Source organism: Cellulomonas oligotrophica (genome assembly GCF_013409875.1).
GTDB classification, from domain to species: Bacteria; Actinomycetota; Actinomycetes; order Actinomycetales; family Cellulomonadaceae; genus Cellulomonas; species Cellulomonas oligotrophica.
Map to the genome: position 1 here is coordinate 3,971,527 of NZ_JACCBK010000001.1, position 21,410 is coordinate 3,992,936.

Below are 21,410 nucleotides of genomic sequence, written 5' to 3' on the forward strand. Positions count from 1 at the left end.
TCCGGCACGCAACGCCGGGAAGTAGGGGGGGCAGCCGCTGATGGTGTTCCGCGTGGCGTTCGAAGCGGCGGCCGAGGTGCCGCCGCACGCCGGCCCGTTCGAGGTGCACGGGGACTACTTCACCGACGTGATCGTGGCGTGCGCGCTCCTCGACGACGTGGCAGCGGGCCGGTTCGTGCTCGTCGGGTTCGGGCGTGACCCGTGGCCGCTCCAGGTGGGCTACGACATGTCCGCGTTCCTGGAAGAGCTGCCTGACGTCGTCGCCGGCATCAGGTCCGGGCAGGACGTCGAGCTGGACCTCTACCCTCCGGGCATCGAGGCGACGTTCGTCTTCTCGGCAGACGCCGACGACGTGGTGATCCGCTGCAGCTCACGGGCGACCTGGCAGCCGTCGCCGGACGTCGAGAGGATCGACCGGCGCGAGCTCCTCGCCATGCTCGACGCCCTCGTCGCGGACGTGGCAAGGGCGCTGCACGACATCGCACCCTCGGTCGCCGAGCGCAGCGCGTTCACCCGGACGTGGGTGGCCGGCGCCTGACGTTCGACGCGGTGGGCGGCGCGGGGGTCACCCGGCCGTCAGACGGGTCGCCGTGCGAGGACGCCGAGACATCGTCGCGGCGACGCGGCCCCAGGACGGTCACCTCGGCGCGAGGGCCGTCGCCTCGGCCGGAGGGAAGCCGACGGACGGCCAGCCCGGGTCGGCTGCGTCCCTGCCGAGAGCCCCGAGGTCGACGTCCGGGTTGAGGCGGAGTGCGAGGTCTGCGGTCATCGGTTCGAGCGTCAGGACCGCCTGCACCGCGCCGGTGTCGACCGTCTTCTCGTAGTACTCCTCGGAGAACTCCTGGTACGTACCGGGGGTCTCGTCGAGCAGCACCTCGAACAGGAAGGTCGCTCCGTCGGGGTCGCCGTCCGCCTCGGGCGGGTACGTGATCTCCCCGCTGCACCAACGGGTGTCGTCCGCGCGGCGCCACAGACACACCGTCGCCAGGAGCGTGCCGTCGAGGCCGAAGGACGGCTCGTCGAGATGACGGGCGAAGGCCTCCGGGACCTCCTCGACCAGACCGGGCCACAGGTGCCCGGTGACGGCAGGGCTCATCTCCGACTCGTGGTCGAAGCCGAGGACGAGGGCGCCCGCCGCGGAGAAGACGATCGACCACTCGTCGCCGGACCCGTTGCGCATGGCGGCCAGCTCTTCGCCGGGGCCCCAGTGCCCGTCGAACGTGAAGTACCGGGCTGCCCGCGCGGGGCTCATCACCGCGTCCAGCATCGCGAGGGCCCTGCACCGGGCGCGGAGCGCATCGATGGTGAGGAGGGAACGAGCGACGTCGGCGGCTGTCATCGCTCATGCAACCACGCGCGTACCGCTCCCGATCCCTGATCTCGGCAGCTTGGGGACCGAGTCGCACGATCTCCTTCGGAGGAGACCGTCGCCATTGGATCCGTGGTCTGCCTGATCGCAGACCCGCGGCTCGCGCCTGATGCCTGCCCGTCGCGCAAGCCCGGTGCAGCCGTACCATGATCGCGCTGCCGCTCAGGCCACTCCCGTCTCGCGGCCCAGCGATATCCCCCGATTTTGGGATCTGTATCGAGGGTATTGCGCCGATGGCGAGTGTCTTCGCTTTGATTCGAGAAGGTGAGGTTGCGATGGATCTCCAGGAGGCATGCTTCCATCTGCGCCACCGCCGAAGGATGTACCTGCCCGACGACCGTTACGCCTCGGTCGTCGCCTTCGTGACAGGGTTGGCGAGCGCCGGTGATGGGCGAATGCTTGATGGCTTCGACGGCTGGGTGGCCGAGCGGGTCCTCGGCCACGAGACAGGAAGAGGATGGTGGAGTGTCGTCATGGACTCGGTCCCGGCAGGCAGTCCGGTTCGCGATGCTGATGCGACGACGATTCTCCTTGGTCTACTGGAGGATTTTGCAGAGCGCAGACCGGCTTGACCCTGAACGGGTGGGCTTCCTGGGTATCTAGGGATGGTGCAGTGCAGATCTTCGAGCAGAACGGTGCCCGGTACGTTCTCCGACAGCGATCGGGTAGCTGCAGCGGGTGGTCGGCGGACGTCGCTGAGGCGGGCTCCGGTACGACGCTCAAGTTGCGGCTGAGGTTCGCGTGATGGCCGGTCTCGCGGAGTTCGCTACGGACCAGATCGAGTTCGATCGCCTGGCGCAGTCCGTCGGTGTGGTGGTGGAACTCGGGGCACGTTTGCCGGCGTGGCCGTTCCGCCCCCAACGGGCGTTCAGTCACGTCATTGAGTATGACCGGGTCTTGGGCGGTGACTTCGCCGCGGTGCTCCTCGCCCTGGCCCGGACGTACAACGACCACGCTGTCGCGACGGTGGTCCTCGATCCCGATGTGGGGTACTACAGCGATGCTTACGGGATTCTCCCGGGCTTCCAAGTCGAGACTGCTTCGCTCGAGGCGGGCTACGTCGAGGGCCTCCGGCTCGAGCCGGGTGGCGACGCCACCGGCGCACTTGCGTACACGGCAGACGTGATCGCGATCGCGGGTTCGTCGGGGAAGTGGGCTCTGTTGGGGCAGCGAGACTGGGAGATCGCCCTGCTCTGCACGCCGCAGGACTCCGGCCCCTGGTCGAGAACGCCGGTGCCCGTGTTCGGGCGGGACCTTGACTTGGGCTCGATCCGCTCGCCCGCGGGCTGGGGTGTGGAGCTTGCCGAAGATGAGGTCCGCGAGTTCTGGGAGAACGTCCGGTCGCAGGGTTCTGGCCGGTGAGGGCGGATGCGCGTGTCGCGTCCGCGCACGCGGTGCTCGAGCGCGTCGTCGGCGAGTTGCCGGTGCCGTGCGTCGATCAGACTGGTCCAGCAACGCGGAGGTGTTCCCACAGTGACCATCGAGACCGGATGGGGCGTCGAGGGGCTCCGATGCGTCGCGGCCGCCAGGCTGATACATCAGTTGCGCGGGAAGGCGCCGACAGTGGGAAGTGCCCTGGAGGTGAAGTGGCACGACGGCCAGACCCTGCTGCTCGACGTGAACACCGACCTGACTCTGATGGTGTCGAGGAGTCCGTGGCGTGACCCATACGCCGGCTGCAGTGACGCACAACGGTCTGTCCTGGCCGAGGAGGTCGGCCTGTGGACCCGCGTCCCGGTCGACGAGGATGATGCACTAGCCCCGATTCTCGGCGCCACCGCCACTTCCGTAGAACCGATCTTCGATGAAGTCCTGGATCTGGCTGGCGTCCGGGTGCTCTTCGGCTCCTGCGTCCTTTCAGTAGAAGTCATCATGGATGGGTTGCTTCAGCTCGACCTGAACACGGCTGATCCGGCGTCGTCGGGAACCTTCGAGACGTGGCCGCCCGCAGTCCCCAAGTAGCGGGTCAGTGAGAAATGTGAAGCGTGCGGCAGGATGTCAGTTTTGCCATCAGCTTCTGTTCACCCCGACGATCAAGAACCCGTGGAAGTAGGTTGACGGTGATCTCAGAGGAGACCCTGAGGTGGCTCCAGCAGCTCTCTGACCGCTGCGATCCGCCTCCGTGGAGGGCAAGCGTCGAAGGTCGTGATCACGACTCGGGCGAGGACATGATCATGACCGGCCCAGACGGTGATCGTGGGGAGGACATCTACGTCACGCGCGACAGCGGTCCGGCTTCGGCGCCGTACCTTGATCTGATCGCGGCGGCGCGGACCTACCTCCCCGTGCTCATCGACGAGTTGCGCGCCGCTCGGCAGCAGTAGGGACCGCCTGGTGAGTCCGGCCAGGACAATTGCACCTTCAGGATTCGCGTGGAGGGGAAGATTCGTACGACTTCGGCGTGGGGCTTTCTGGGGGTGCTGCGGTCTCTTGCCAATGGAATTGCCAGAGATCTCGCGGCGGCCCGTGCCCTTAAAGAGGGACTTGTTCGAGAACATGTTTTTTCCGTACGACGGTGGGCCTAGGATGCAGATCGAAGTGCCGCGGGACCTGATTCCCACCTTGAGCCAATCCCCGCGGTCTTGGTTTAAGCCATGACGAATGACCAGCCGAACTGGGGCGACATGGCCTACCGAGTGGCAATTGGGGACCGGCTTCGAGCCGGGGTGCTTCAAGTCGAACGATGGGGGATACTGGTTGATCTAGGCCTACCATTCAATGGATTCATCGACCGTTTGAGTATTGGAGACGACTTGGAGCGCTTCCATCCAGGGTTGGAGATTGAAGTAGTCGTTGTCCAACTCGCCGAGTACAATCATCAGGTGAGGGTTCATCTCGCCGATAGTGCGGAGCTGCTAGGCCCAGCGACAGGGTGATGACTCGGCTCTGGCACGCATCCCGTTGATCCGGTGTTGCCGCAAACGCCGGATCGCGATTGTCGCTCGACCGGATCAGGGTCACGAGTGGCGGTGTCGACGCAGTCGAGGCGCATTTGGGCCGGTTCCCCGGCGCTGGCGAGGCTGGTCCAGCGCTTCGGTTCGCGGCATGCTGTGGTCGAGCAGGCGTATCGAGGTCTCCAAGGAGTTGTCCCTACGAGTGGGCGTTTCACGGTCACTCGAACCAGCGCAGGCGAGTCGGTGGTGATCGACGGTTTCGTCGTCAACAGTGTGCCCCGAGTCGGAACGGCGTGCATCCCATGAACTTTCAATCATTGCCCGAAGCGCTGCACCAAGTTCTCGGGGCCGTTTCTGCTGTTCTAGAGAGCGGGGGTGAGGTGCTGGCTGCGCAGTCACGCACCGCGCGCGTGAGATCGTTTTCGCCGACGTATGTAGAACTTGACGTTCCTAGCGACTCTCCCGCTGGTCCCTGACCCGATGGGCCGCTTTCGCTGAGCCCGACGGTGGTGGACGGTCGAGGTGAGGTGATCGGGCGCATCCTCATCTGGGTCGTTGGTGGCCGGATCTCTCTTCTAGAGCAGGCTTGGTATACGGATCAGCCGCCGACGGGCTGGCCACCCGGGGAGAGAGTGCACCTGGCCTGACTCTGGTTCACGGGCCCGTCCTGTGGGCGGTCTTGGCCTCCGCATGCCCAGGTGCCGCCCGGGTTCGGTTCGCCACCGCACCCGGGGCGGGTCAGCCGGGTTGAGCCATGTGAGGATCAGGCTCGTGAACGCTCCCGATGCCGATCTCACGCAGGTGTCTGCCGCGCCGACCCGTGCGGGTGCCCGGTCGGTGCCGCGGGGTCTGGCGCTGGACGTGGCGCACCTGTTCGCCGACGAGGCCGCGGCCGAGCCTGCGGCGGGCGGGGCGCCGTTGGACGAGAAGCTGCGGCAGGCGTACTTCTGGATGGTCAACCACGCGATCATCAGCCCGCACTACGACGTGGAGTTCTCGGACCCGGCGCGGCCGGTGACGACGTTCCACCTGGGGGACTCGCGGGCGGCGGTGGACCTCCCGACTGACCAGTCGTACTCGTCGTTCGTGCTGCTGCCGCTGCTGACGTTCGCGGTGCGGGGCAGGTGCCTGCTGGTCGGGGGGCCGGGTCGGGGCAAGACGGCGTCGGCGATCCTCATGGGCGTCATCGCGGGGTACCCGGTGCGGGAGGTGCGGCGGGCCATGCAGCACGGGCACCCGCAGCTGACGGTGCAGGACATGTTCGGCACGCCGCTGCCGCGGGACCTGGTCAACGCCGAGAGCCTGGCGGACATCGATGTGGCGTGGCGGTCGTGGCTGGGCATGCGCGTGAAGATCGTCGACGAGTACAACCGCATCCCCACGCGCACGCAGTCGGCGCTGCTGACGGTGCTGGCCGACGGGTACGTGGAGGTGTTCGACCAGGTCTACGAGACCGGGGCGTCCGCGTGGTACCTGACTGCGAATGACGACGCCGGTGGCGGCACGTTCCAGGTCGTCGACGCGCTGCGGGACCGCATCGACGTGGTCGTCAAGGCCCTGGCGTTCAACTCCCGGTTCCTCGGCGACCTCGTGGCCCGCGCGGAGCGGGGGCTGCGGCCGGAGGAGAACGTGCCGCCGGGGGTGGTGTTCGACGCCGACGAGCACGACCGCCTGCACCGGGAGGTGCTCGCGGTGCCGTTCCCGGCGCCGGTGCGCCGGCGGCTGGAGCACTTCGCGTCCCAGCTCGAGCTGCTGGAGCGCGCCGCGTGGCAGCTGGAGTACCGCACCAAGGACACCGCGCGTCTGGCCGGCGTGGACCCGCACCTGCTGGCCCTCGCCGACGACGGGCGCGACCGGGTCGAGGACGTCGGCGCCCAGACCCTCAACGGGTTGTCCGTGCGGGCGCTGCAGTCGCTCGTGCTGTACGCCAAGGCGATGGCGTACTTCCGCGGCAACGCCGAGGTCACGCTCGCGGACCTGCGGGCGGTCCTGCCGTTCGTCCTGCACGACAAGCTCCAGCCCGACCTGGCGGCCCCGGCCTTCGACGACCCCGAGCGTGAGCCGCTGCGCACCGACCGGGTCTCGTGGATCCGCGACCTGTTCGACACCGCGTGCCGCCAGCACGACGCCGCCGACCTCGACCGCGACGACCCCGTCGGTGACGTCCTCGCCGAGCTCGCCCAGGGCCTCGACGGCGTCGACGAGGCGACCGTGCGCACCCGCCTCGCCCGCATCGAGGGGCTGCTGGCCGGGTGGGAGCAGGCGACCAAGCTGCACGGTGACGTCTACGACGACGCGCTCGCGCTGAAGTACGCCCACCAGCGGTACTCGGCGTACCTGTCGTGGTTGCGGTGGAGCGGCGCGTGACCACCCCGGGCGGCGACGCCCCCGCACGCCCAGGCGCGCCGGTGCTCGACCCGGGCAGCACGCTCGGACGGGTGCTGCGCGCCCACGCCGCGACGGTCGACCCGTGGCTGCGCACCGCGCAGGGGCTCGGCGCCGAGCCCGCGGCGGTGCGCGCCGCGCTGGCCGACGTCGTCCCCGTCGCCGACGCCCTCACCGCCACCCCCGACCCCGCACGCGCTGACGACGCGACCGACGCCCCGCCCACGCCCGACAGTCCCGCACGGGACCTGCCCGGGGCGGACGCCGTGCTCGCGCTGGTCCGCACGACCCTCGACCTCGTCGCCCGCGGACGCTGGCACACCGGCCGCGCCCAGCGCACCGCCGTCGTGCAGGTGCTGCCCGCGCTCGCGCCCTGGGTGCGCGCACACCCCACGCACGTCGTGCCCGCCGTGGTCGCCGCCGCCGACGTCGTCGCCCGCACGGGCCTGCTCGACGCCTGGTCGGCCCGGGTGGCCGCCGCCCCCGCGCCCGACGACGCGGCGCACGTGCGGCCCGCGCTGCTCGTCGCCGCCTGGCGCACCGGCCTGGTGCGGTACCGGGACGCGGCCCTCGACGCCGCCGCGGCCCTGCCCGTCGCGCTCGCGGGCGCGCTGCTCGGCGTGGCCCCCGACGACGTCGCGGACGTGCTGACCCGGCACCGCGCCGACCGGTGGTGGTGGCCGCAGGTGCCCGACGGCGCCGGGGTGCTGCGCCGGGTCGGCGGGTTCGCCGGGTGGGGCGGGCCGTGGGTCGGGCTGCCGGTCGCCGTGCCGGGCGGGCCGACGGGCTGGGCCGTGATCGCCGACGGGCAGACGTGGGCCGTCGTCGCCGACGTGCACGGGGCGGGCGTCGTGCCGGTGGACGACCTCGACCTGTCCGCCGCCGCGGACGCTCCGCCCCGCCCCCGCGGCGCCGTGGGCCGGCTCCTCGCCGGACGCGCGCCGGCCCCCGAGCCGTCGCTGCCCGTGCCGTGGCAGGACGCGACGACGGGCGTCGTGCCCGGCGGCGCGGCCACCGGCGACGACGTCGTGCTGGTCAGCCGCGCGCACTCCTACGCCCTCGACGTCGTGCGCGTGGCCGGGGTGCCGGCATGAGCGGCGCCGTGCCGGACGCGCTCGTGCAGCGGTGGCAGGACGCGTGGCCCGCGGCGCAGGCGGCGTGGGGCACCACCACCCGCGTGCACCCGCCCGTGCTGCACACCGACCCCGTCGCCGACGTCGGCTCGTTCGCCTGGTACGACTCCGGCACCGTCGAGGTGCACGTCGACCTCGCCGACGTGCACCGCCGCGGCCTCGACGACCACGCCGTCGCCGTGCTCGCGCACGAGATCGGTCACCACGTGCTCGCGCCCGCGCACCGCCGCACCGCGCTGCGCGTCGCCGCCCGCGTGCGCGCCGGACTCGTCGACCAGCACGACCTCGTCGGCCCCGTCGCCAACCTCTGGCAGGACCTGCTCATCAACGACCGCCTCCAGCGCACCGGCCGCGCCGACCTCGTGGCCGTGTGGCGCGCGCTCGGCCCGGCGAAGGACCCGCTGATGGCGCTGGTGCTGCGCGCGTGCGAGCTGCTCTGGGAGCTGCCGCGCACCACCCTGTGCGGCACCGCCCACCCCGTCGACGAGGGCGCCGCCTGGCTGTGCGCCCGGCTCGTGCGCGCCTACGCCCGCGACCCCGTCGGCGGCGCGGGCGGGTTCGCCGCGCTGGTCCGCACCTCCCTGCCCGAGTCCGCGCTCACCGACGCGCTCGCCACCTCCGTGCGCGCCGTCGTGTGCCCCGACGCGTCCGGCGCGCTGCCGCACGGGCTCGCCGGCGACGCCTCGCTCGTCGCGCCCGTCGTGCACCCTTCGCTGGACGCCGCGGTCGTCGGCGACGTCGCGCCCGCCCCGGAGGCACCCGCCCGCACCACGCTGACCCCCGACGCGTCCGGCACCGCCACCGGGCACACCGGCAACATGCTCCTGCCCGCCGACCTGCACGCCGTCGTCCACGCGCTCGGCGGCACCAGCACCCCGGAGGACGTCGCCGTCGCCTGGTACCGCGAGCGCGCCGCCCGCCACCTCGTGCCGTTCCCGCAGCGCCGCACCGCCCAGCCCGTCGACCCGCTGCTCGGCGGCCTCGACCCGTGGGAGGTCGGCGACGACCTCGCCGACGTCGACTGGACCGGCACCGTCACCGCGTCGCCCGTCGTGGTGCCCGGCATGACGACGCTGCGGCGGGCCTTCCACGACGACGAGCCCGTGGTCCGCGACGACGCGCCCGTGGACCTCGACCTGTACCTCGACTCGTCCGGGTCCATGCCCGACCCGAAGCAGTTCTCGTGGGTCGCGCTGGCCGGCGCCGTGCTCGCGCTCTCGGCGCTGCGGGTGGGCGCGCGCGTGCAGGCCACCACGTGGAGCGGCCCCGGGCAGGTCGCGGGCACCGACGGGTTCACGCGCGACCCCGACGCGGTGCTGCGCGCGATCGTCGCGCACTTCGGCGGCGGCACGGCCTTCCCCCTGCCCGTCCTCGCCCGCACGTTCCTCGGCCACGACGGGCGCCCGCCGACGACGACACGCCCCACGCACGTCGCCGTGGTCTCCGACGACGGGGTGGCGACGATGTGCGGGCAGGGCTGGCCCCCGCAGCCCGACCCCGAGGAGACCGCCGTCCGTGCGCTCGCCGCCGCGGGCGGCGGAGGGTCGCTGCTGCTCGACGTGCCGCCCGACCGGCGCGCGGGCGTCGTCGTGCCCGAGGGGTACGACACCTACTGGGTCGACGGCGACGCCGCGCTCGTCGACTTCGCCCGCACGTTCGCCCGCCGCACCTGGGCCACGACGCAGGAGAGCGCCCGATGACCACGGCCCCCGACCCCACGGCCCTCGGCCCCGACGGCCTGCCCCGCTCGGTGGTGCCGGGGGAGCGGCGCCCCGGGCTGCCGCTGAGCGCCCTGACGCACCGGCTCGCTGCCGCACCGACCGCGCTCCTCGACGCCCGCGTGCACCCCGCCGCCGCGCTCGCGGACCTCGCGGTCTCCCTCGACGGCACCGTGCTCGACGCCGCGTGGACGGCCTACCTCGACGGCGTCCTCGGCGTCCCGGGCGCCACCGCGCACCCGACGCCGACGACCCGCGCGGCCCCGGGCCTCCTCGCCGCCTGGCTGCTCCTCGGCCTGCACCGCACCCCGCCGCTGGCCACGCAGGCCCAGCAGGTCGGCGGGCCGGCGATGCTGCTGGTCACGGTCGCCCCCGCGCTCGTCGCGCTGCTCGACGGGCTGCGCGAGCCCCGCGCCTGGGTCGCCGACGAGCCCGCCCGCGAGGAGCTCGCCCGGGCGTTCCTCGCCGTGTGCGGGCTGCTGCCCGGCGGGCAGGACGCCGCCGCGGCCGCCGACGCGTGGTCCGCCGTGAGCACCCGGCACCGCCGCGAGGTCGTCGCGCAGATGGCCGAGGAGCGCCGCCGCGCCGAGGAGCTCGCCCGACGCCTGGCCGAGCAGCGCGCGAAGGAGGCGGCGGCGCAGTATGCCAACTACTGACGACCCCACCGGCACCCCGGTCCCGAGCGTGACGCCGGCCCACGTGACGCCCGCTGACCCGTCGCCCGCCGAACCGCCCGCCGCCGACCCGACGCAGGGCCTCACCCGGCCCGGCGGCCTGCTCGCCGAGTACGCCGCCATGGGCGCGGCCGTGCTCACCGACGCCGAGCGCTGGCCGTCCCTCGGCCCGGCCGACCTGGCCCGCGTCGAGGCCGCCCGCACCCACCCCGCCGCACCGCCGTGGGTGCACGCCACCGGCGACCGCCTCGACGCCGACGACCTCGCCGCGCTCGCGGCCCGCCCACCGACCCCGCCGGCGGCCGCCGACGAGGTCCCCGCGTGGGTGCCCGCGCTGGTCGAGCGCGTGCACCGCACCGTCCCGCGGTACCGCGCGGCGGCCCGGTCCCGCACCAGCGGCCCGCGCACCCCGCTGGTGGACCTGCCGACCGTGACCCGCGCCGACCTCGTCGCCGACGCCGCCGCGCACGTGCCGGTGGACGTGCCGCTCGACCGGGTGCTGGAGGGCTCCAGCTCGGGCAGCACCGGTGACGGTGCGCTGGTGGTGCCCCTGCACCCGCGGGCCGTCGGAGCCGACCTCCTCTTGCTGCACGCCCTCGTCACCGCGGCCGGCGCCCGCTGGGACGCGGACCCTGGGCGGCTCGGGCTGCTCAACCTCGTCGACCAGCGCACCGCGTTCACGTACGTCTCGGCGATGTCCGCGTTCCCGCGCCCGCCCGGCGTGCTCGTCCCCCTGATGGCCCGCGCCAACCTGCACGCCGACGCCTGGCACCGCCCCGGCGACCGCGAGCGCTGGCTCGCCGCCCACGACCCCCAGGTCGTCTCCACCAGCACCCACCCGCTGCTGCACCTGCTGCGCCTGGCCGCCGACGGCCTCGACCTGCGCCCGGTGGCGGTCGTCAACGGCGCCACCCACGTGACCCCGGCGGTGCGCGCCGACGTGCACGCGGCCTGGGGCGTGCCGCTCGTCGACCTGTACGGGCTGCGCGAGACCGGTCCTGTCGCCGCCGACCTCGACGGCGAGGGCCACGTCGTCGTCGACCGCCGCGTCCACGTCGAGATCCTCGACGCCGCCGGCCGCCCGGTGCCCGACGGGACGCGCGGGGAGATCGTCGTGACCGTCGACGAGAACCCCTACCTGCCCCTGCTGCGCTACCGCACGGGCGACCACGCGTCCCTGCACCGCGACGCCCGCGGCACGGTCCTGCTCGGCCTGGAGGGCCGCACCCCCGTCCAGCTCCTCGACGCCGCGGGCCGGTGGCGCCCCTCGATCGACGCCACGCAGATCCTCCATGCCGCCGGCCTGCGCGCCTGGTCCCTGCACCAGCACGCCGACGCCCGCCTCACCCTGCGCGCCGTCGGCCCCGCCGCGTCGGCCGCCCGCGCCGCCCGCGAGGTCGAGGCCTGGCTGGGCCACCCGGTCGCCCTCACCGTCGAGCCGGACCCCGCCGCCCTCGGCCCCGGCAAGCCCCGCCGCTTCTCCAGCGACGTCGCCCCGGCGACGTCATGACCGGCCCGTCGCGGGCGATTGGTGCTCTGCACCACGTCGAGCTATGGGTCCCTGACCTCGAACGGGCGCAGGCCACGCTGGGCTGGCTCCTCGGTGCGCTCGGGTACACGCAGCGTGACGCCTGGCCCGGTGGCTGCCGCTGGGGCCGGGGCGCCGTGTACGTCGTGCTCGAGTCCGGCCCGGACGTGCGCGGGGACCGCCACGACCGGCTCCGGCCCGGCCTGAACCACCTCGCGTTCCACGCCGGCGCTCCCGCGGACGTCGACGCGCTGGCCCGCGACGCCCAGCAGCACGAGTGGTCGCTGCTCTTCGCCGACTCGCACCCGCACGCCGGCGGCCCCGACCACTACGCCGCCTACCTGGAGAACGCCGACGGCTTCGAGGTCGAGCTGGTGGCGTCTGCACGGGCCGTGCCGCAAGCATGACGAGGTGATCCCCGTCGACGACCATCAGCGCGCCGCGCTCGACGCCCTGTGCGTCCGTCACGGGATCGCGCGGCTCGACGTGTTCGGCTCCGTCGCGCGCGGCGAGGCCCGGGCTGACTCCGACGTGGACGTGCTGTACGACCTCCTACCCGGGCGGCACCTGACATGGGAGGTCGTTGACGTCGCGGAGGAGATGTCGACGATCCTCGGACGGCCCGTCGACCTGGTCTCGCGTCGGACGCTCCACCGGCTGATGCGGGACCGCGTCGAGGCGGAGGCCTGCACGCTCTACCCGTTCTGATCGGACAGCGGGCGGGCGGGGTCGTCCTCACCCCTCGGGCGCGCCCAGAGGTGGGCGCCAGGGGTCGACGGTCTCGTCGGCGGGCGGTCCGTCGGAGCCCTCGATCCACGCGAAGAGCAGCTCGAAGTACGTGATCCGGCGTTCGGCCTCGTCGTCGCGGTACGGGCTCCAGGTGCGCGTGCATGCGCTGCCGAGGTGCGAGAACACGGCGTCGGTCAACGGCGTGGCCCAGTCGGGGCACGTGTCCAGGAAGCGCCGTTCGACGTCCGACCAGACGATCACGTACGGCAGGACCGTGGACACGTGCAGCACCGCTCGCTCGTCGCGGACGTCGTAGACGCACGAGGTGTGCATGTTCGAGTCGGTGACGGTCACCAGGTCGCCGCCGACGAGCGCGGCGACGAGCGCGTCCCAGGTCCCGGTCGATGCTGCCCCCCGCTGGCGGCCCATCGACCAGGCGCCCCGGCGGTGGCTTCCGAGGACGACCGCGAGGTAGCGGTTCAGCACGTCCCACTGCACGGTCTGCCGGTCGGTCACGGGCACCATTCCATCAGGTGGAGCGCGGTGCCGGCGTGGAAGGTCCTGGGCGGGGTGGGGGAGGATCAGCGCATGACGACGACGGAGGCGGCACCGGGGCAGGAGCTCCCGGCTGACCGCGAGGTGCTGGAGTGGGAGACCTTCGGGTCGGCGGCGCGGGAGATCGCGCAGGCGGTGGTCGACTCGGGGTTCGTCCCGGACGTCGTCGTCGCGGTCGCACGCGGCGGGCTGCCGCCGGGCGGGGCGATCGCGTACGCGCTGGGCACCAAGTCCGTCGGGACGCTCAACGTGGAGTTCTACACGGGCGTCGACGAGCGGCTGGAGGAGCCGGCGCTGCTGCCGCCGCTGCTCGACACCGACGCGCTGAGCGGGCTGCGGGCCCTGGTCGTCGACGACGTCGCGGACACCGGGGAGACGCTGGCGCTGGTGCAGAAGCTCGTGTCGCGGCACTGCGCGGAGGCCCGGACCGCGGTGCTGTACGCCAAGCCGCGCTCGATCATCGACCCCGACTACGTGTGGAAGCGCACGGACCGGTGGATCACGTTCCCCTGGTCGGCGCTGCCGCCGGTGCAGGCCGCGCAGCCCTGAGCCGCGGGCGTCAGGCCGGTGGCTGCTGATGGCGCAGCCACCGGCTGTCGTCGTTGACGTACGCGTAGTACAGGCCGATGAGCAGGCCGCCGCCGATGAAGTTGCCGATCAGCGCGAGGGCGACGTTGCCGGCGGCCAGGCCCAGGTCGATGCCCTCGCGCAGGCCGACGATGGAGAAGAGCACGGTGTTGGCCACGGAGTGCTCCAGGCCGAGGAACGCGAAGATGAACACCGCGACGATCATCACGAGGGACTTGGTCAGGTCGTCCTTGATGAGGCCGTTGTAGACCAGCAGCATCGCGAGGTTGATGCAGAAGTTGCACAGCACCGCGCGGACCAGCAGGTCCACCCAGCCGGTGGCGCCGGAGCTGACGAAGTCGAGCTTGTGCTCCACGGACAGCAGCATCTGCTCCTCGGCGGCGCCCTCGGCGAGGGTGGAGAACCGCAGCAGCACGGCGACGAACAACCCGCCGACGAGGTTGCCGAGGTAGCACAGGCCCAGCAGCCGCAGCGCCCGGCCCCACGTGGTGCGCCGGTGGTACGCGCCGATCGAGACGATCATCATGTTCGACGTCAGCAGCTCGGAGCGCGAGTAGTAGATGAACACCAGCGCCCAGCCGAACACGAACCCGCCGACCATCCGCCCCAGCGGCTGCAGGGTCGTGGTGCCCACGGGCACCGACGCGAACGCGGCGACCACCGCGTAGTAGGTGGCGTACAGCAGGCCGATGATGACGCCCGCCATCGCGGCGCGCTGCAGGTAGCGGCGGGCCAGCGTGCCCGACATCGCCGTCTTGGTCTCGAGCGCCTCGAGCACCGTGCTGATGAAGTGCTTGCCCGGGAACAGGGCCTGCGGGTCGGGGGACGTGGCGCTCACGCGCTCAAGATCCCACACCCGCGGGCCCCGCGCCGGTGCGGCTCACCCGAGGTGCGCGAGCACCCGGGCGGCCAGGTCCGCGACGTCGGCGACGACCTCGACGGCGCCGGCGGCGACGAGCTCGCCGTCGGACGCGTACCCCCACCCGACGCCGACGCACGCGATCCCGTGGGCGGCGGCGCCGTGCACGTCGTGCTCGCGGTCGCCGACCATGACTGCGCGGTCCACGGGGGCCGCGGCGCCGAGCACGGCGAGGGCCCGGGCGATGACGTCGGCCTTCGTCGACGGGACGTGGTCCAGCGGTGCGCCGAACACGCCCTCCAGGTGCGCGGCCAGGCCGAAGCGCTCGCAGATGGGCTGCGCGAACACCTCGGGCTTGCTGGTCGCCACGGCCAGCCGGGCGCCGGCGGCGCGCAGGGCCCGCAGCTGGTCGTCGACGCCGTCGTAGACGCGGTTGTCCCACATGCCGCCGGCGCGGAAGTGCACCCGGTACGCCGCGACGGCCTCGGTCAGCCGGTCGGCAGGCACGCCGTGCGCGGCGAACGACCCGGTGATGGGCGGGCCGACGAAGGTGCGCAGGGTCGCGTCGTCCGGCACGGGCAGCCCGAGCGCGGTGTACGCGGCGCGGGCCGACGCGGCGATGCCCGGGTAGGAGTCGGTGAGCGTGCCGTCGAGGTCGAGCAGCACGACCGGCGCGGGCCGCCCGGCGGGCGGGTCCAGGGGACGAGCGCTCACGCGACGCGGGCCAGCACGGCGGGCGCGACCTCGTCGGTGCCGCCCAGCACCTGCGCGACGCCCGCGGCGACGAGCTCGCCGGGCGCGCCGTACCCCCACGACGCGCCGAGGCACGCGATGCCGTGCTCGGCGGCGCCGTGCACGTCGTGCTCGCGGTCGCCGAGCATCACGGCGCGCGCCGGGTCGACGGGGGCGCCGGTGAGCTCGCGCGCCACGACGAGGGCGCGGGCGATGATCTGCCCCTTCGACTCGGACTCGTCCAGCGGGGCGCCGACGATCGCGTCGAGCAGCGGCGTCAGGCCGACCTCGGCGCAGATCGGCTCGGCGAAGGCGATGGGCTTGGCGGTGGCGACGACGAGGAGGACCCCGGCCTCCCGCAGCGCCGTCAGGGCGGCCGGGATGCCGTCGAAGACGGTGGTGTCCCACACCCCGACGCGCCCGAAGTGCTCCTGGTACGCGGCCACGGCGGCCGGCACGAGCGCGGCGGGCACGCCGTGCGCGGGGAACGAGTGCCCGATGGGCGGGCCGATGAACGACAGCATCGCGGCCTCGTCGGGCACGGGCACCCCGACGTGCTCGTACGCGACGCGCACCGAGTGCACGACGCCGGGGGCGGAGTTCATGAGCGTGCCGTCGAGGTCGAGCAGCGCGAGGGGACGGGCGGCGGGGGAAGGCATGGGACGATCCTGCCCGCCCCGGCCGCCGTCCGACGAACCCGCGCCCGCCGGTCGACGCCGCGGCCCGTGTCGTCGTTACACTGGCCGCACAGGCGTCGACCCGGCCATCACCGGTGAGCCTCCGGAAGAACGGACCGCCCTCGGGCGGCCTCAGTAGAACCGGACGGGGCAGGCCCGTCACAGCCGCAGGCGAGAGGTCGGGCGCACCGTGCGCCCGGCAAGCGAGGTGGTACCGCGGTGCCGTCCGGCCGGTCCGGGCGTCGTCGTCCTCGTGGTCAGGTGAATCACCCGCGCAGCTGCGCGAGAGACCAGGAGCACCCACCGTGGCGTACCCGCTGCACCGTCCCGGGCAGACCGTCCCCGCGTCCCCGGAGCTGCCCGCGCTCGAGGCCGACGTGCTGGCCCACTGGGCGGCCGACGGCACGTTCGCCGCGTCCGTCGAGCAGCGCCCCGCGGGCGAGGACGGCGCGAACGAGTACGTGTTCTACGACGGCCCGCCGTTCGCCAACGGCCTGCCGCACTACGGGCACCTGCTGACCGGGTACATCAAGGACGTCGTGCCGCGGTACCAGACGATGCGCGGGCGCCGGGTCGAGCGCCGCTTCGGGTGGGACACCCACGGGTTGCCGGCCGAGCTCGAGGCCGAGCGGGTGCTGGGCATCACCGACAAGGCGCAGATCGACGAGATGGGCATCGCCGCGTTCAACGCCGCGTGCCGGGAGTCGGTGCTGACGTACACCCAGGAGTGGGAGGAGTACGTCACCCGCCAGGCCCGCTGGGTCGACTTCGAGAACGACTACAAGACCCTCGACCCGACGTTCATGGAGTCGGTGGTCTGGGCGTTCAAGCAGCTGTACGACAAGGGCCTGGCCTACGAGGGCTACCGGGTGCTGCCGTACTGCTGGCGCGACGAGACGCCGCTGTCGAACCACGAGCTGCGCATGGACGACGACGTCTACGCCTCCCGCCAGGACCCCGCGCTGACGGTCGGCCTGCGCCTGGCCACGGGCGAGCTGCTGCTGGTCTGGACGACGACGCCGTGGACCCTGCCGTCGAACCTGGCCGTGGCCGTGGGCCCGCAGATCGAGTACGCCGTCGTCGAGCCCGCCGCGGACTCGCCGTTCGCGCAGGCGCACCCCGGCGAGCGGGTCGTGCTGGCCGCGGGCCGGGTCGGGGCGTACGCGCGCGAGCTCGGCGAGGCCACGGTCGTGGCGACGCTCACCGGTGCGGACCTCGTGGGCCGGGCGTACACGCCCCCGTTCGACTACTTCGCCGGGCACGACAACGCCCACGTGGTGCTCGCGGCGGACTTCGTCACCACCGACGACGGCACGGGCGTGGTGCACCTGGCTCCCGCGTTCGGCGAGGACGACATGCACGCGTGCGACGCGGCGGGCATCACGCCCGTCGTCCCCGTCGACTCCAAGGGCCGGTTCACCGCGCAGGTCGCCGACTACGAGGGCCAGCAGGTCTTCGAGGCGAACAAGGCCGTCATCGCCGACCTCAAGGCCGGCACGGGCCCCCTCGCGCGCGTCGACGACGCCCGCCGGTCCGTGGTCGTGCGGCACGAGACGTACGAGCACTCCTACCCGCACTGCTGGCGGTGCCGGAACCCGCTGATCTACAAGGCCGTGTCGTCGTGGTTCGTGCGCGTCACCGCGTTCAAGGACCGCATGGTCGAGCTCAACCAGGGCATCGAGTGGATCCCCGGGCACATCCGCGACGGCCAGTTCGGCAAGTGGCTGGAGAACGCCCGCGACTGGTCGATCAGCCGCAACCGGTACTGGGGCACGCCCATCCCCGTGTGGGTGTCGGACGACCCCGCGTACCCGCGCGTCGACGTGTACGGCTCGTTCGCCGAGCTCGAGGCCGACTTCGGCCGCGTGCCCACCAACGAGGCCGGCGAGCCCGACCTGCACCGCCCGTTCATCGACGACCTGACGCGCCCGAACCCGGACGACCCCACGGGCGCCTCGACGATGCGCCGCATCCCCGACGTGCTGGACGTGTGGTTCGACTCGGGGTCGATGTCGTTCGCGCAGGTGCACTACCCGTTCGAGAACCGCGACTGGTTCGAGCACCACTACCCGGGCGACTTCATCGTCGAGTACATCGGGCAGACCCGCGGCTGGTTCTACACGCTGCACGTGCTGGCCACCGCCCTGTTCGACCGGCCCGCGTTCCGCAACGTCATGTGCCACGGCATCGTGCTCGGCGACGACGGTCGCAAGGCCAGCAAGTCGCTGCGCAACTTCCCCGACCCGCAGCTCATGTGGGACCGGTACGGCTCCGACGCGGTGCGCTGGTCGCTGATGTCGTCGCCGATCCTGCGCGGCGGCAACCTCGTCGTCCACGAGGAGGGCATCCGCGACGGCGTGCGCCAGGTGCTGCTGCCGCTGTGGAGCACGTACTACTTCTTCACGCTGTACGCCGGTGCCGCGGACGAGGGCCGCGGGTACGCCGCGCAGCGCGTCACGCCCGAGCGTGCGGCGGGCCTGCCGGCGATGGACCGGTACCTGCTGGCCCGCACCGGGCGGCTCGTCGAGGCCGTCGCGGCCCAGCTCGACGCGTACGACATCTCGGCGGCGTGCGAGTCCGTGCGCGAGCACCTCGACGTGCTGACCAACTGGTACGTGCGCACGCAGCGCGACCGGTTCTGGTCGGAGGACGCCGACGCGTTCGACACGCTGTGGACCGCCCTGGAGACGCTCACGCAGGCGGCCGCGCCGCTCGCGCCGCTCGTCACCGAGGAGGTCTGGCGGGGCCTGACCGGCGGCCGGTCCGTGCACCTGACGGACTGGCCGACGCAGGCGCTCGTCACGGACGACGCCCTGGTCACGGCTATGGACGAGGTCCGGGCCGTGGTGTCCGCGGCCCTCGGCCTGCGCAAGGCCCACCAGGTGCGCGTGCGCCAGCCGCTGCACCGGCTCACCGTCGCCGCCGCCGAGCCCGGTGCGCTCGCACCGTGGGCGGACCTGCTCGCGGCCGAGCTCAACGTCAAGGCCGTCGACGTGGTCGAGGCCGACGCCGCGACCGCCGAGCGCTTCGGCATCACGCAGCGCCTGGCCGTCAACGCCCGCGCCGCCGGCCCGCGGCTCGGCCGCGGCGTCCAGCCCGTCATCCGTGCCGCCAAGGCCGGGGCGTGGCGCCTCGACGGCGAGACGGTCGTCGTCACGACGGACGACGGCGACGTGCCGCTCGAGCCGGCCGAGTACGAGCTCACCACCGTCGTCGGCGGCGACGAGCCCGACGCGTCCCTGGCCGCGACCGTGCTGCCCGGCGGGGCGTTCGTCGTCCTCGACCTCACCCTCGACGACGCGCTGCTCGCCGAGGGCTACGCCCGCGACGTCGTGCGCGCCGTGCAGGACGCGCGCAAGGCCGCCGGCCTGCACGTCTCCGACCGGATCGACCTCACGCTGACCGTGCCGCACGCGCACGTGCCCGCCGTCGAGGCGTACAGCGACGTGGTCGCCGCCGAGACGCTGGCCGCGACGATCACGATCACGGCGGCCGACGCCGCCGAGCTGGCCGTGCACGTCGAGCGGAGCGGCGCGTGAGCGCCCGCGGCGCCGACCACCGGCGCGACGAGGGCGCCCGCGAGGCCCGCGCCGCCGCCGACGAGGTGTACCGGGCCATCGTGGCGCGGGCGCCCGAGCACGACATCGACCCCACGCTCGACCGTGTGCGCGAGGTGCTCGAGCTGCTGGGCGACCCCCAGCGCGCCTACCGGACCGTGCACGTCACCGGCACCAACGGCAAGACGTCCACCGCCCGGGTCGTCGAGCGGCTCGTCCGCGAGCACGGCCTGCGCACCGGGCTGTTCACCAGCCCGCACCTGACCCGCGTGACCGAGCGGATCCAGATCGACGGCGAGCCCATCGGCGACGAGCAGTTCGTCGAGCTCTGGCAGGACGTCGCGCCGTACGTGCACATCGTCGACCAGCGGTGGGCCGAGCGCGGGCAGCCGACGCTGTCGTTCTTCGAGGTGTTCACCGTCATGGCGTTCGCCGCCTTCGCGGACGCCCCCGTCGACGTCGCCGTCGTCGAGGTCGGGCTCGGCGGGCGCTGGGACGCCACCAACGTCATCGACGCCGACGTCGCCGTGATCGCCCCCGTGGCCATGGACCACGAGCGCTGGCTCGGGCACACCCTGGTGGAGATCGCGTCGGAGAAGGCCGGCATCGTCAAGGACGGCGCGACCCTCGTGCTGGCCGAGCAGACCGACGAGGTCGAGGGCGTCGTGCTCGCCGCGGCCGCCGAGCGCGGGGCGCGCGTGGTCCGCGAGGGCGTCGACGTGCACGTCGTCGAGCGGCAGGTCGCCGTCGGCGGGCAGATGCTCGTGCTGCGCGGCCTCGGCGGCGTCTACGCCGACGTGTACCTGCCCCTGCACGGCGCGCACCAGGCGCACAACGCGCTGCTCGCGCTCGTCGCCGTCGAGGCGCTGCTCACGGGCGGTGCCGCGCTCGACGGCGACGTCGTCGGGGCCGCGCTCGCGGACGTCACGTCGCCCGGGCGGCTGGAGGTCGTGCGGTCCTCGCCGACCGTCGTGGTCGACGCCGCGCACAACCCCGCGGGCGCTCAGGCGCTCGTCGAGGCCCTCGACGAGGCGTTCCAGTTCCAGCGCGTCGTCGGCGTGGTCGGCGTCATGGCGGACAAGGACCCCGAGGGCATCCTCGCGGTGCTCGAGCCCGAGCTCGCGGAGATCGTCGTCACCCAGGCCGGCACCGACCGTGCCCTGGACGTCGACGACCTCGCGGCGATCGCGGTCGACGTGTTCGGCGAGGACCGCGTGCACGTCGTGCACCGCCTCGACGACGCCGTCGAGACCGCGGTCTCGCTGGCCGAGAGCGAGGTCGAGCGCGGCGCCGCCGTGCTGGTGACGGGGTCGGTCCTCCTGGTCGCCGAGGCCCGCGTGCTGCTCGGCCGTGGCTGAGACGACCACCGCGGCGGGCCCGGCCCCCGGGGCGCACGACCCCCGGGGGCGGGCCGCCACCCGCCGCGAGCTGCTCGAGGCCGCGTACGCGGAGTTCCTCGAGGCCGGGTACCTGCGCACCACGATCGCCGCGGTGTGCACGCGCGCCGGGTACACGCGCGGGGCGTTCTACTCCAGCTTCCGCTCCAAGGAGGAGCTGGTCGCCGCGCTCTACGCCAGCGCGAACGCCCACCAGGTCGCGCGGATCCGCCGGGCCGTGCTGGGCGCGCTCGACCGGTCCGCGGCCGGGGCCACCGCCGCCACGGTCGTGCCGGCCGCGCTGCGCGAGCTCTCCGGGCGCATCGGCGCGGAGGCCCGGTGGTTCGGCATCGTCACCGAGCTGCGCGGCGTCGCCGTGCGGGACGACGCCGCGCGGGCGGTGCTGCTCGACGCGCAGGAGGACCTGTACGCGGGGCTCGTCGCGCTCGTCGAGGAGGTGCTGGACCGCACCGGCTCGACCCTGGGCCTGCCGCCGCGCGACGTCGTGGCCGTCGGCGTGGGGCTCTACGAGCGGGCGTTCGCCGTGGGGGAGCCCGACGACGACGCCACCGCGGCGGCCGTCGCCGAGGCCACCGACGCGCTCGAGGCCGTGCTCCGCGCCGTCACCCGCTGACG

22 protein-coding genes are annotated in these 21,410 nt (G+C 73.4%); 17 read left to right on the plus strand and 5 right to left on the minus strand.

All coding sequences use genetic code 11. The annotated features are described in order from the left end of the window. Positions 1-52: 52 nt before the first annotated feature. Positions 53-538, plus strand: a complete 486-nt coding sequence (locus tag BKA21_RS18235) for a hypothetical protein (RefSeq protein ID WP_140460386.1) — start codon at positions 53-55, stop codon at positions 536-538. 99 nt (positions 539-637) lie between these two features. Here BKA21_RS18235 and BKA21_RS18240 read toward each other — a convergent pair whose 3' ends face one another. Beyond that, positions 638-1,252 (minus strand): hypothetical protein, encoded by a 615-nt coding sequence (locus BKA21_RS18240; protein ID WP_218887026.1) that lies wholly within the window; start codon positions 1,250-1,252, stop codon positions 638-640. Positions 1,253-1,644: 392 nt separating this feature from the next. On the opposite strand from BKA21_RS18240, the gene BKA21_RS18245 reads away from it, so the two are divergent. From BKA21_RS18245 to BKA21_RS18300, 12 genes are all read left to right on the plus strand, one after another. Next, entirely contained in the window at positions 1,645-1,941 is a 297-nt protein-coding gene (locus BKA21_RS18245; protein ID WP_140460388.1) for a hypothetical protein, read from the plus strand. Positions 1,942-2,113: 172 nt separating this feature from the next. Beyond that, positions 2,114-2,731, plus strand: coding sequence for a hypothetical protein (locus tag BKA21_RS18250; RefSeq protein WP_140460389.1), 618 nt, complete (start codon positions 2,114-2,116; stop codon positions 2,729-2,731). A 111-nt stretch (positions 2,732-2,842) separates the two neighbouring features. Then, positions 2,843-3,331, plus strand: a complete 489-nt coding sequence (locus BKA21_RS18255; protein WP_140460390.1) for a hypothetical protein — start codon at positions 2,843-2,845, stop codon at positions 3,329-3,331. A 212-nt stretch (positions 3,332-3,543) separates the two neighbouring features. Continuing rightward, positions 3,544-3,693 (plus strand): hypothetical protein, encoded by a 150-nt coding sequence (locus BKA21_RS18260; RefSeq protein WP_170209113.1) that lies wholly within the window; start codon positions 3,544-3,546, stop codon positions 3,691-3,693. Between the two features lie 300 nt (positions 3,694-3,993). After that, on the plus strand, positions 3,994-4,245 hold the full coding sequence (locus BKA21_RS20385) for a S1 RNA-binding domain-containing protein (protein WP_373308224.1): 252 nt from the start codon (positions 3,994-3,996) through the stop codon (positions 4,243-4,245). 789 nt (positions 4,246-5,034) lie between these two features. Beyond that, positions 5,035-6,630, plus strand: a complete 1,596-nt coding sequence (locus BKA21_RS20320; RefSeq protein WP_239072953.1) for a MoxR family ATPase — start codon at positions 5,035-5,037, stop codon at positions 6,628-6,630. Next, positions 6,627-7,742: a hypothetical protein gene (locus BKA21_RS18275; RefSeq protein ID WP_170209114.1), complete on the plus strand. Its 1,116-nt coding sequence runs from the start codon at positions 6,627-6,629 to the stop codon at positions 7,740-7,742. The genes BKA21_RS20320 and BKA21_RS18275 overlap by 4 nt, the downstream gene beginning before the upstream one ends. Further along, positions 7,739-9,481 (plus strand): hypothetical protein, encoded by a 1,743-nt coding sequence (locus tag BKA21_RS18280; protein WP_140460393.1) that lies wholly within the window; start codon positions 7,739-7,741, stop codon positions 9,479-9,481. The genes BKA21_RS18275 and BKA21_RS18280 overlap by 4 nt, the downstream gene beginning before the upstream one ends. Further along, positions 9,478-10,155: a hypothetical protein gene (locus BKA21_RS18285; protein WP_140460394.1), complete on the plus strand. Its 678-nt coding sequence runs from the start codon at positions 9,478-9,480 to the stop codon at positions 10,153-10,155. The genes BKA21_RS18280 and BKA21_RS18285 overlap by 4 nt, the downstream gene beginning before the upstream one ends. 43 nt (positions 10,156-10,198) lie before the next feature. Then, positions 10,199-11,683 (plus strand): AMP-binding protein, encoded by a 1,485-nt coding sequence (locus BKA21_RS20055; RefSeq protein WP_275406418.1) that lies wholly within the window; start codon positions 10,199-10,201, stop codon positions 11,681-11,683. Then, complete coding sequence (locus BKA21_RS18295) at positions 11,680-12,108, plus strand: VOC family protein (RefSeq protein ID WP_140460396.1); 429 nt, start codon at positions 11,680-11,682, stop codon at positions 12,106-12,108. The genes BKA21_RS20055 and BKA21_RS18295 overlap by 4 nt, the downstream gene beginning before the upstream one ends. 4 nt (positions 12,109-12,112) lie before the next feature. Then, positions 12,113-12,409, plus strand: a complete 297-nt coding sequence (locus BKA21_RS18300; protein WP_140460397.1) for a nucleotidyltransferase family protein — start codon at positions 12,113-12,115, stop codon at positions 12,407-12,409. 27 nt (positions 12,410-12,436) lie between these two features. Here BKA21_RS18300 and BKA21_RS18305 read toward each other — a convergent pair whose 3' ends face one another. Next, complete coding sequence (locus BKA21_RS18305) at positions 12,437-12,946, minus strand: hypothetical protein (protein WP_140460398.1); 510 nt, start codon at positions 12,944-12,946, stop codon at positions 12,437-12,439. A 72-nt stretch (positions 12,947-13,018) separates the two neighbouring features. Between BKA21_RS18305 and BKA21_RS18310 the strand changes: the two genes are divergently transcribed. Beyond that, entirely contained in the window at positions 13,019-13,534 is a 516-nt protein-coding gene (locus tag BKA21_RS18310; RefSeq protein WP_140460399.1) for a phosphoribosyltransferase, read from the plus strand. Positions 13,535-13,544: 10 nt separating this feature from the next. Here the strand turns inward: BKA21_RS18310 and BKA21_RS18315 are convergent, their stop codons facing one another. From BKA21_RS18315 to BKA21_RS18325, 3 genes are read right to left on the minus strand one after another with little or no spacing between them, the layout of a single operon-like run. Then, the gene (locus tag BKA21_RS18315; protein WP_140460400.1) at positions 13,545-14,411 is read right to left on the minus strand and encodes a formate/nitrite transporter family protein; all 867 of its coding nucleotides are present in this window, start codon (positions 14,409-14,411) and stop codon (positions 13,545-13,547) included. A 42-nt stretch (positions 14,412-14,453) separates the two neighbouring features. Beyond that, a complete protein-coding gene (locus BKA21_RS18320) occupies positions 14,454-15,146 on the minus strand; it encodes an HAD hydrolase-like protein (protein WP_239072954.1) in 693 nt (230 codons plus the stop codon). Next, entirely contained in the window at positions 15,143-15,823 is a 681-nt protein-coding gene (locus tag BKA21_RS18325) for an HAD hydrolase-like protein (RefSeq protein ID WP_140460401.1), read from the minus strand. The genes BKA21_RS18320 and BKA21_RS18325 overlap by 4 nt, the downstream gene beginning before the upstream one ends. 323 nt (positions 15,824-16,146) lie before the next feature. Here BKA21_RS18325 and ileS point away from each other — a divergent pair, with 323 nt between their 5' ends. From ileS to BKA21_RS18340, 3 genes are read left to right on the plus strand one after another with little or no spacing between them, the layout of a single operon-like run. After that, positions 16,147-19,380 (plus strand): isoleucine--tRNA ligase, encoded by a 3,234-nt coding sequence (gene ileS / locus BKA21_RS18330; protein ID WP_140460402.1) that lies wholly within the window; start codon positions 16,147-16,149, stop codon positions 19,378-19,380. After that, entirely contained in the window at positions 19,377-20,756 is a 1,380-nt protein-coding gene (locus BKA21_RS18335) for a bifunctional folylpolyglutamate synthase/dihydrofolate synthase (protein ID WP_140460403.1), read from the plus strand. Before ileS ends, BKA21_RS18335 begins: the two co-directional genes overlap by 4 nt. Beyond that, positions 20,749-21,408, plus strand: a complete 660-nt coding sequence (locus BKA21_RS18340; protein ID WP_140460404.1) for a helix-turn-helix domain-containing protein — start codon at positions 20,749-20,751, stop codon at positions 21,406-21,408. The genes BKA21_RS18335 and BKA21_RS18340 overlap by 8 nt, the downstream gene beginning before the upstream one ends. Positions 21,409-21,410: the final 2 nt, after the last annotated feature.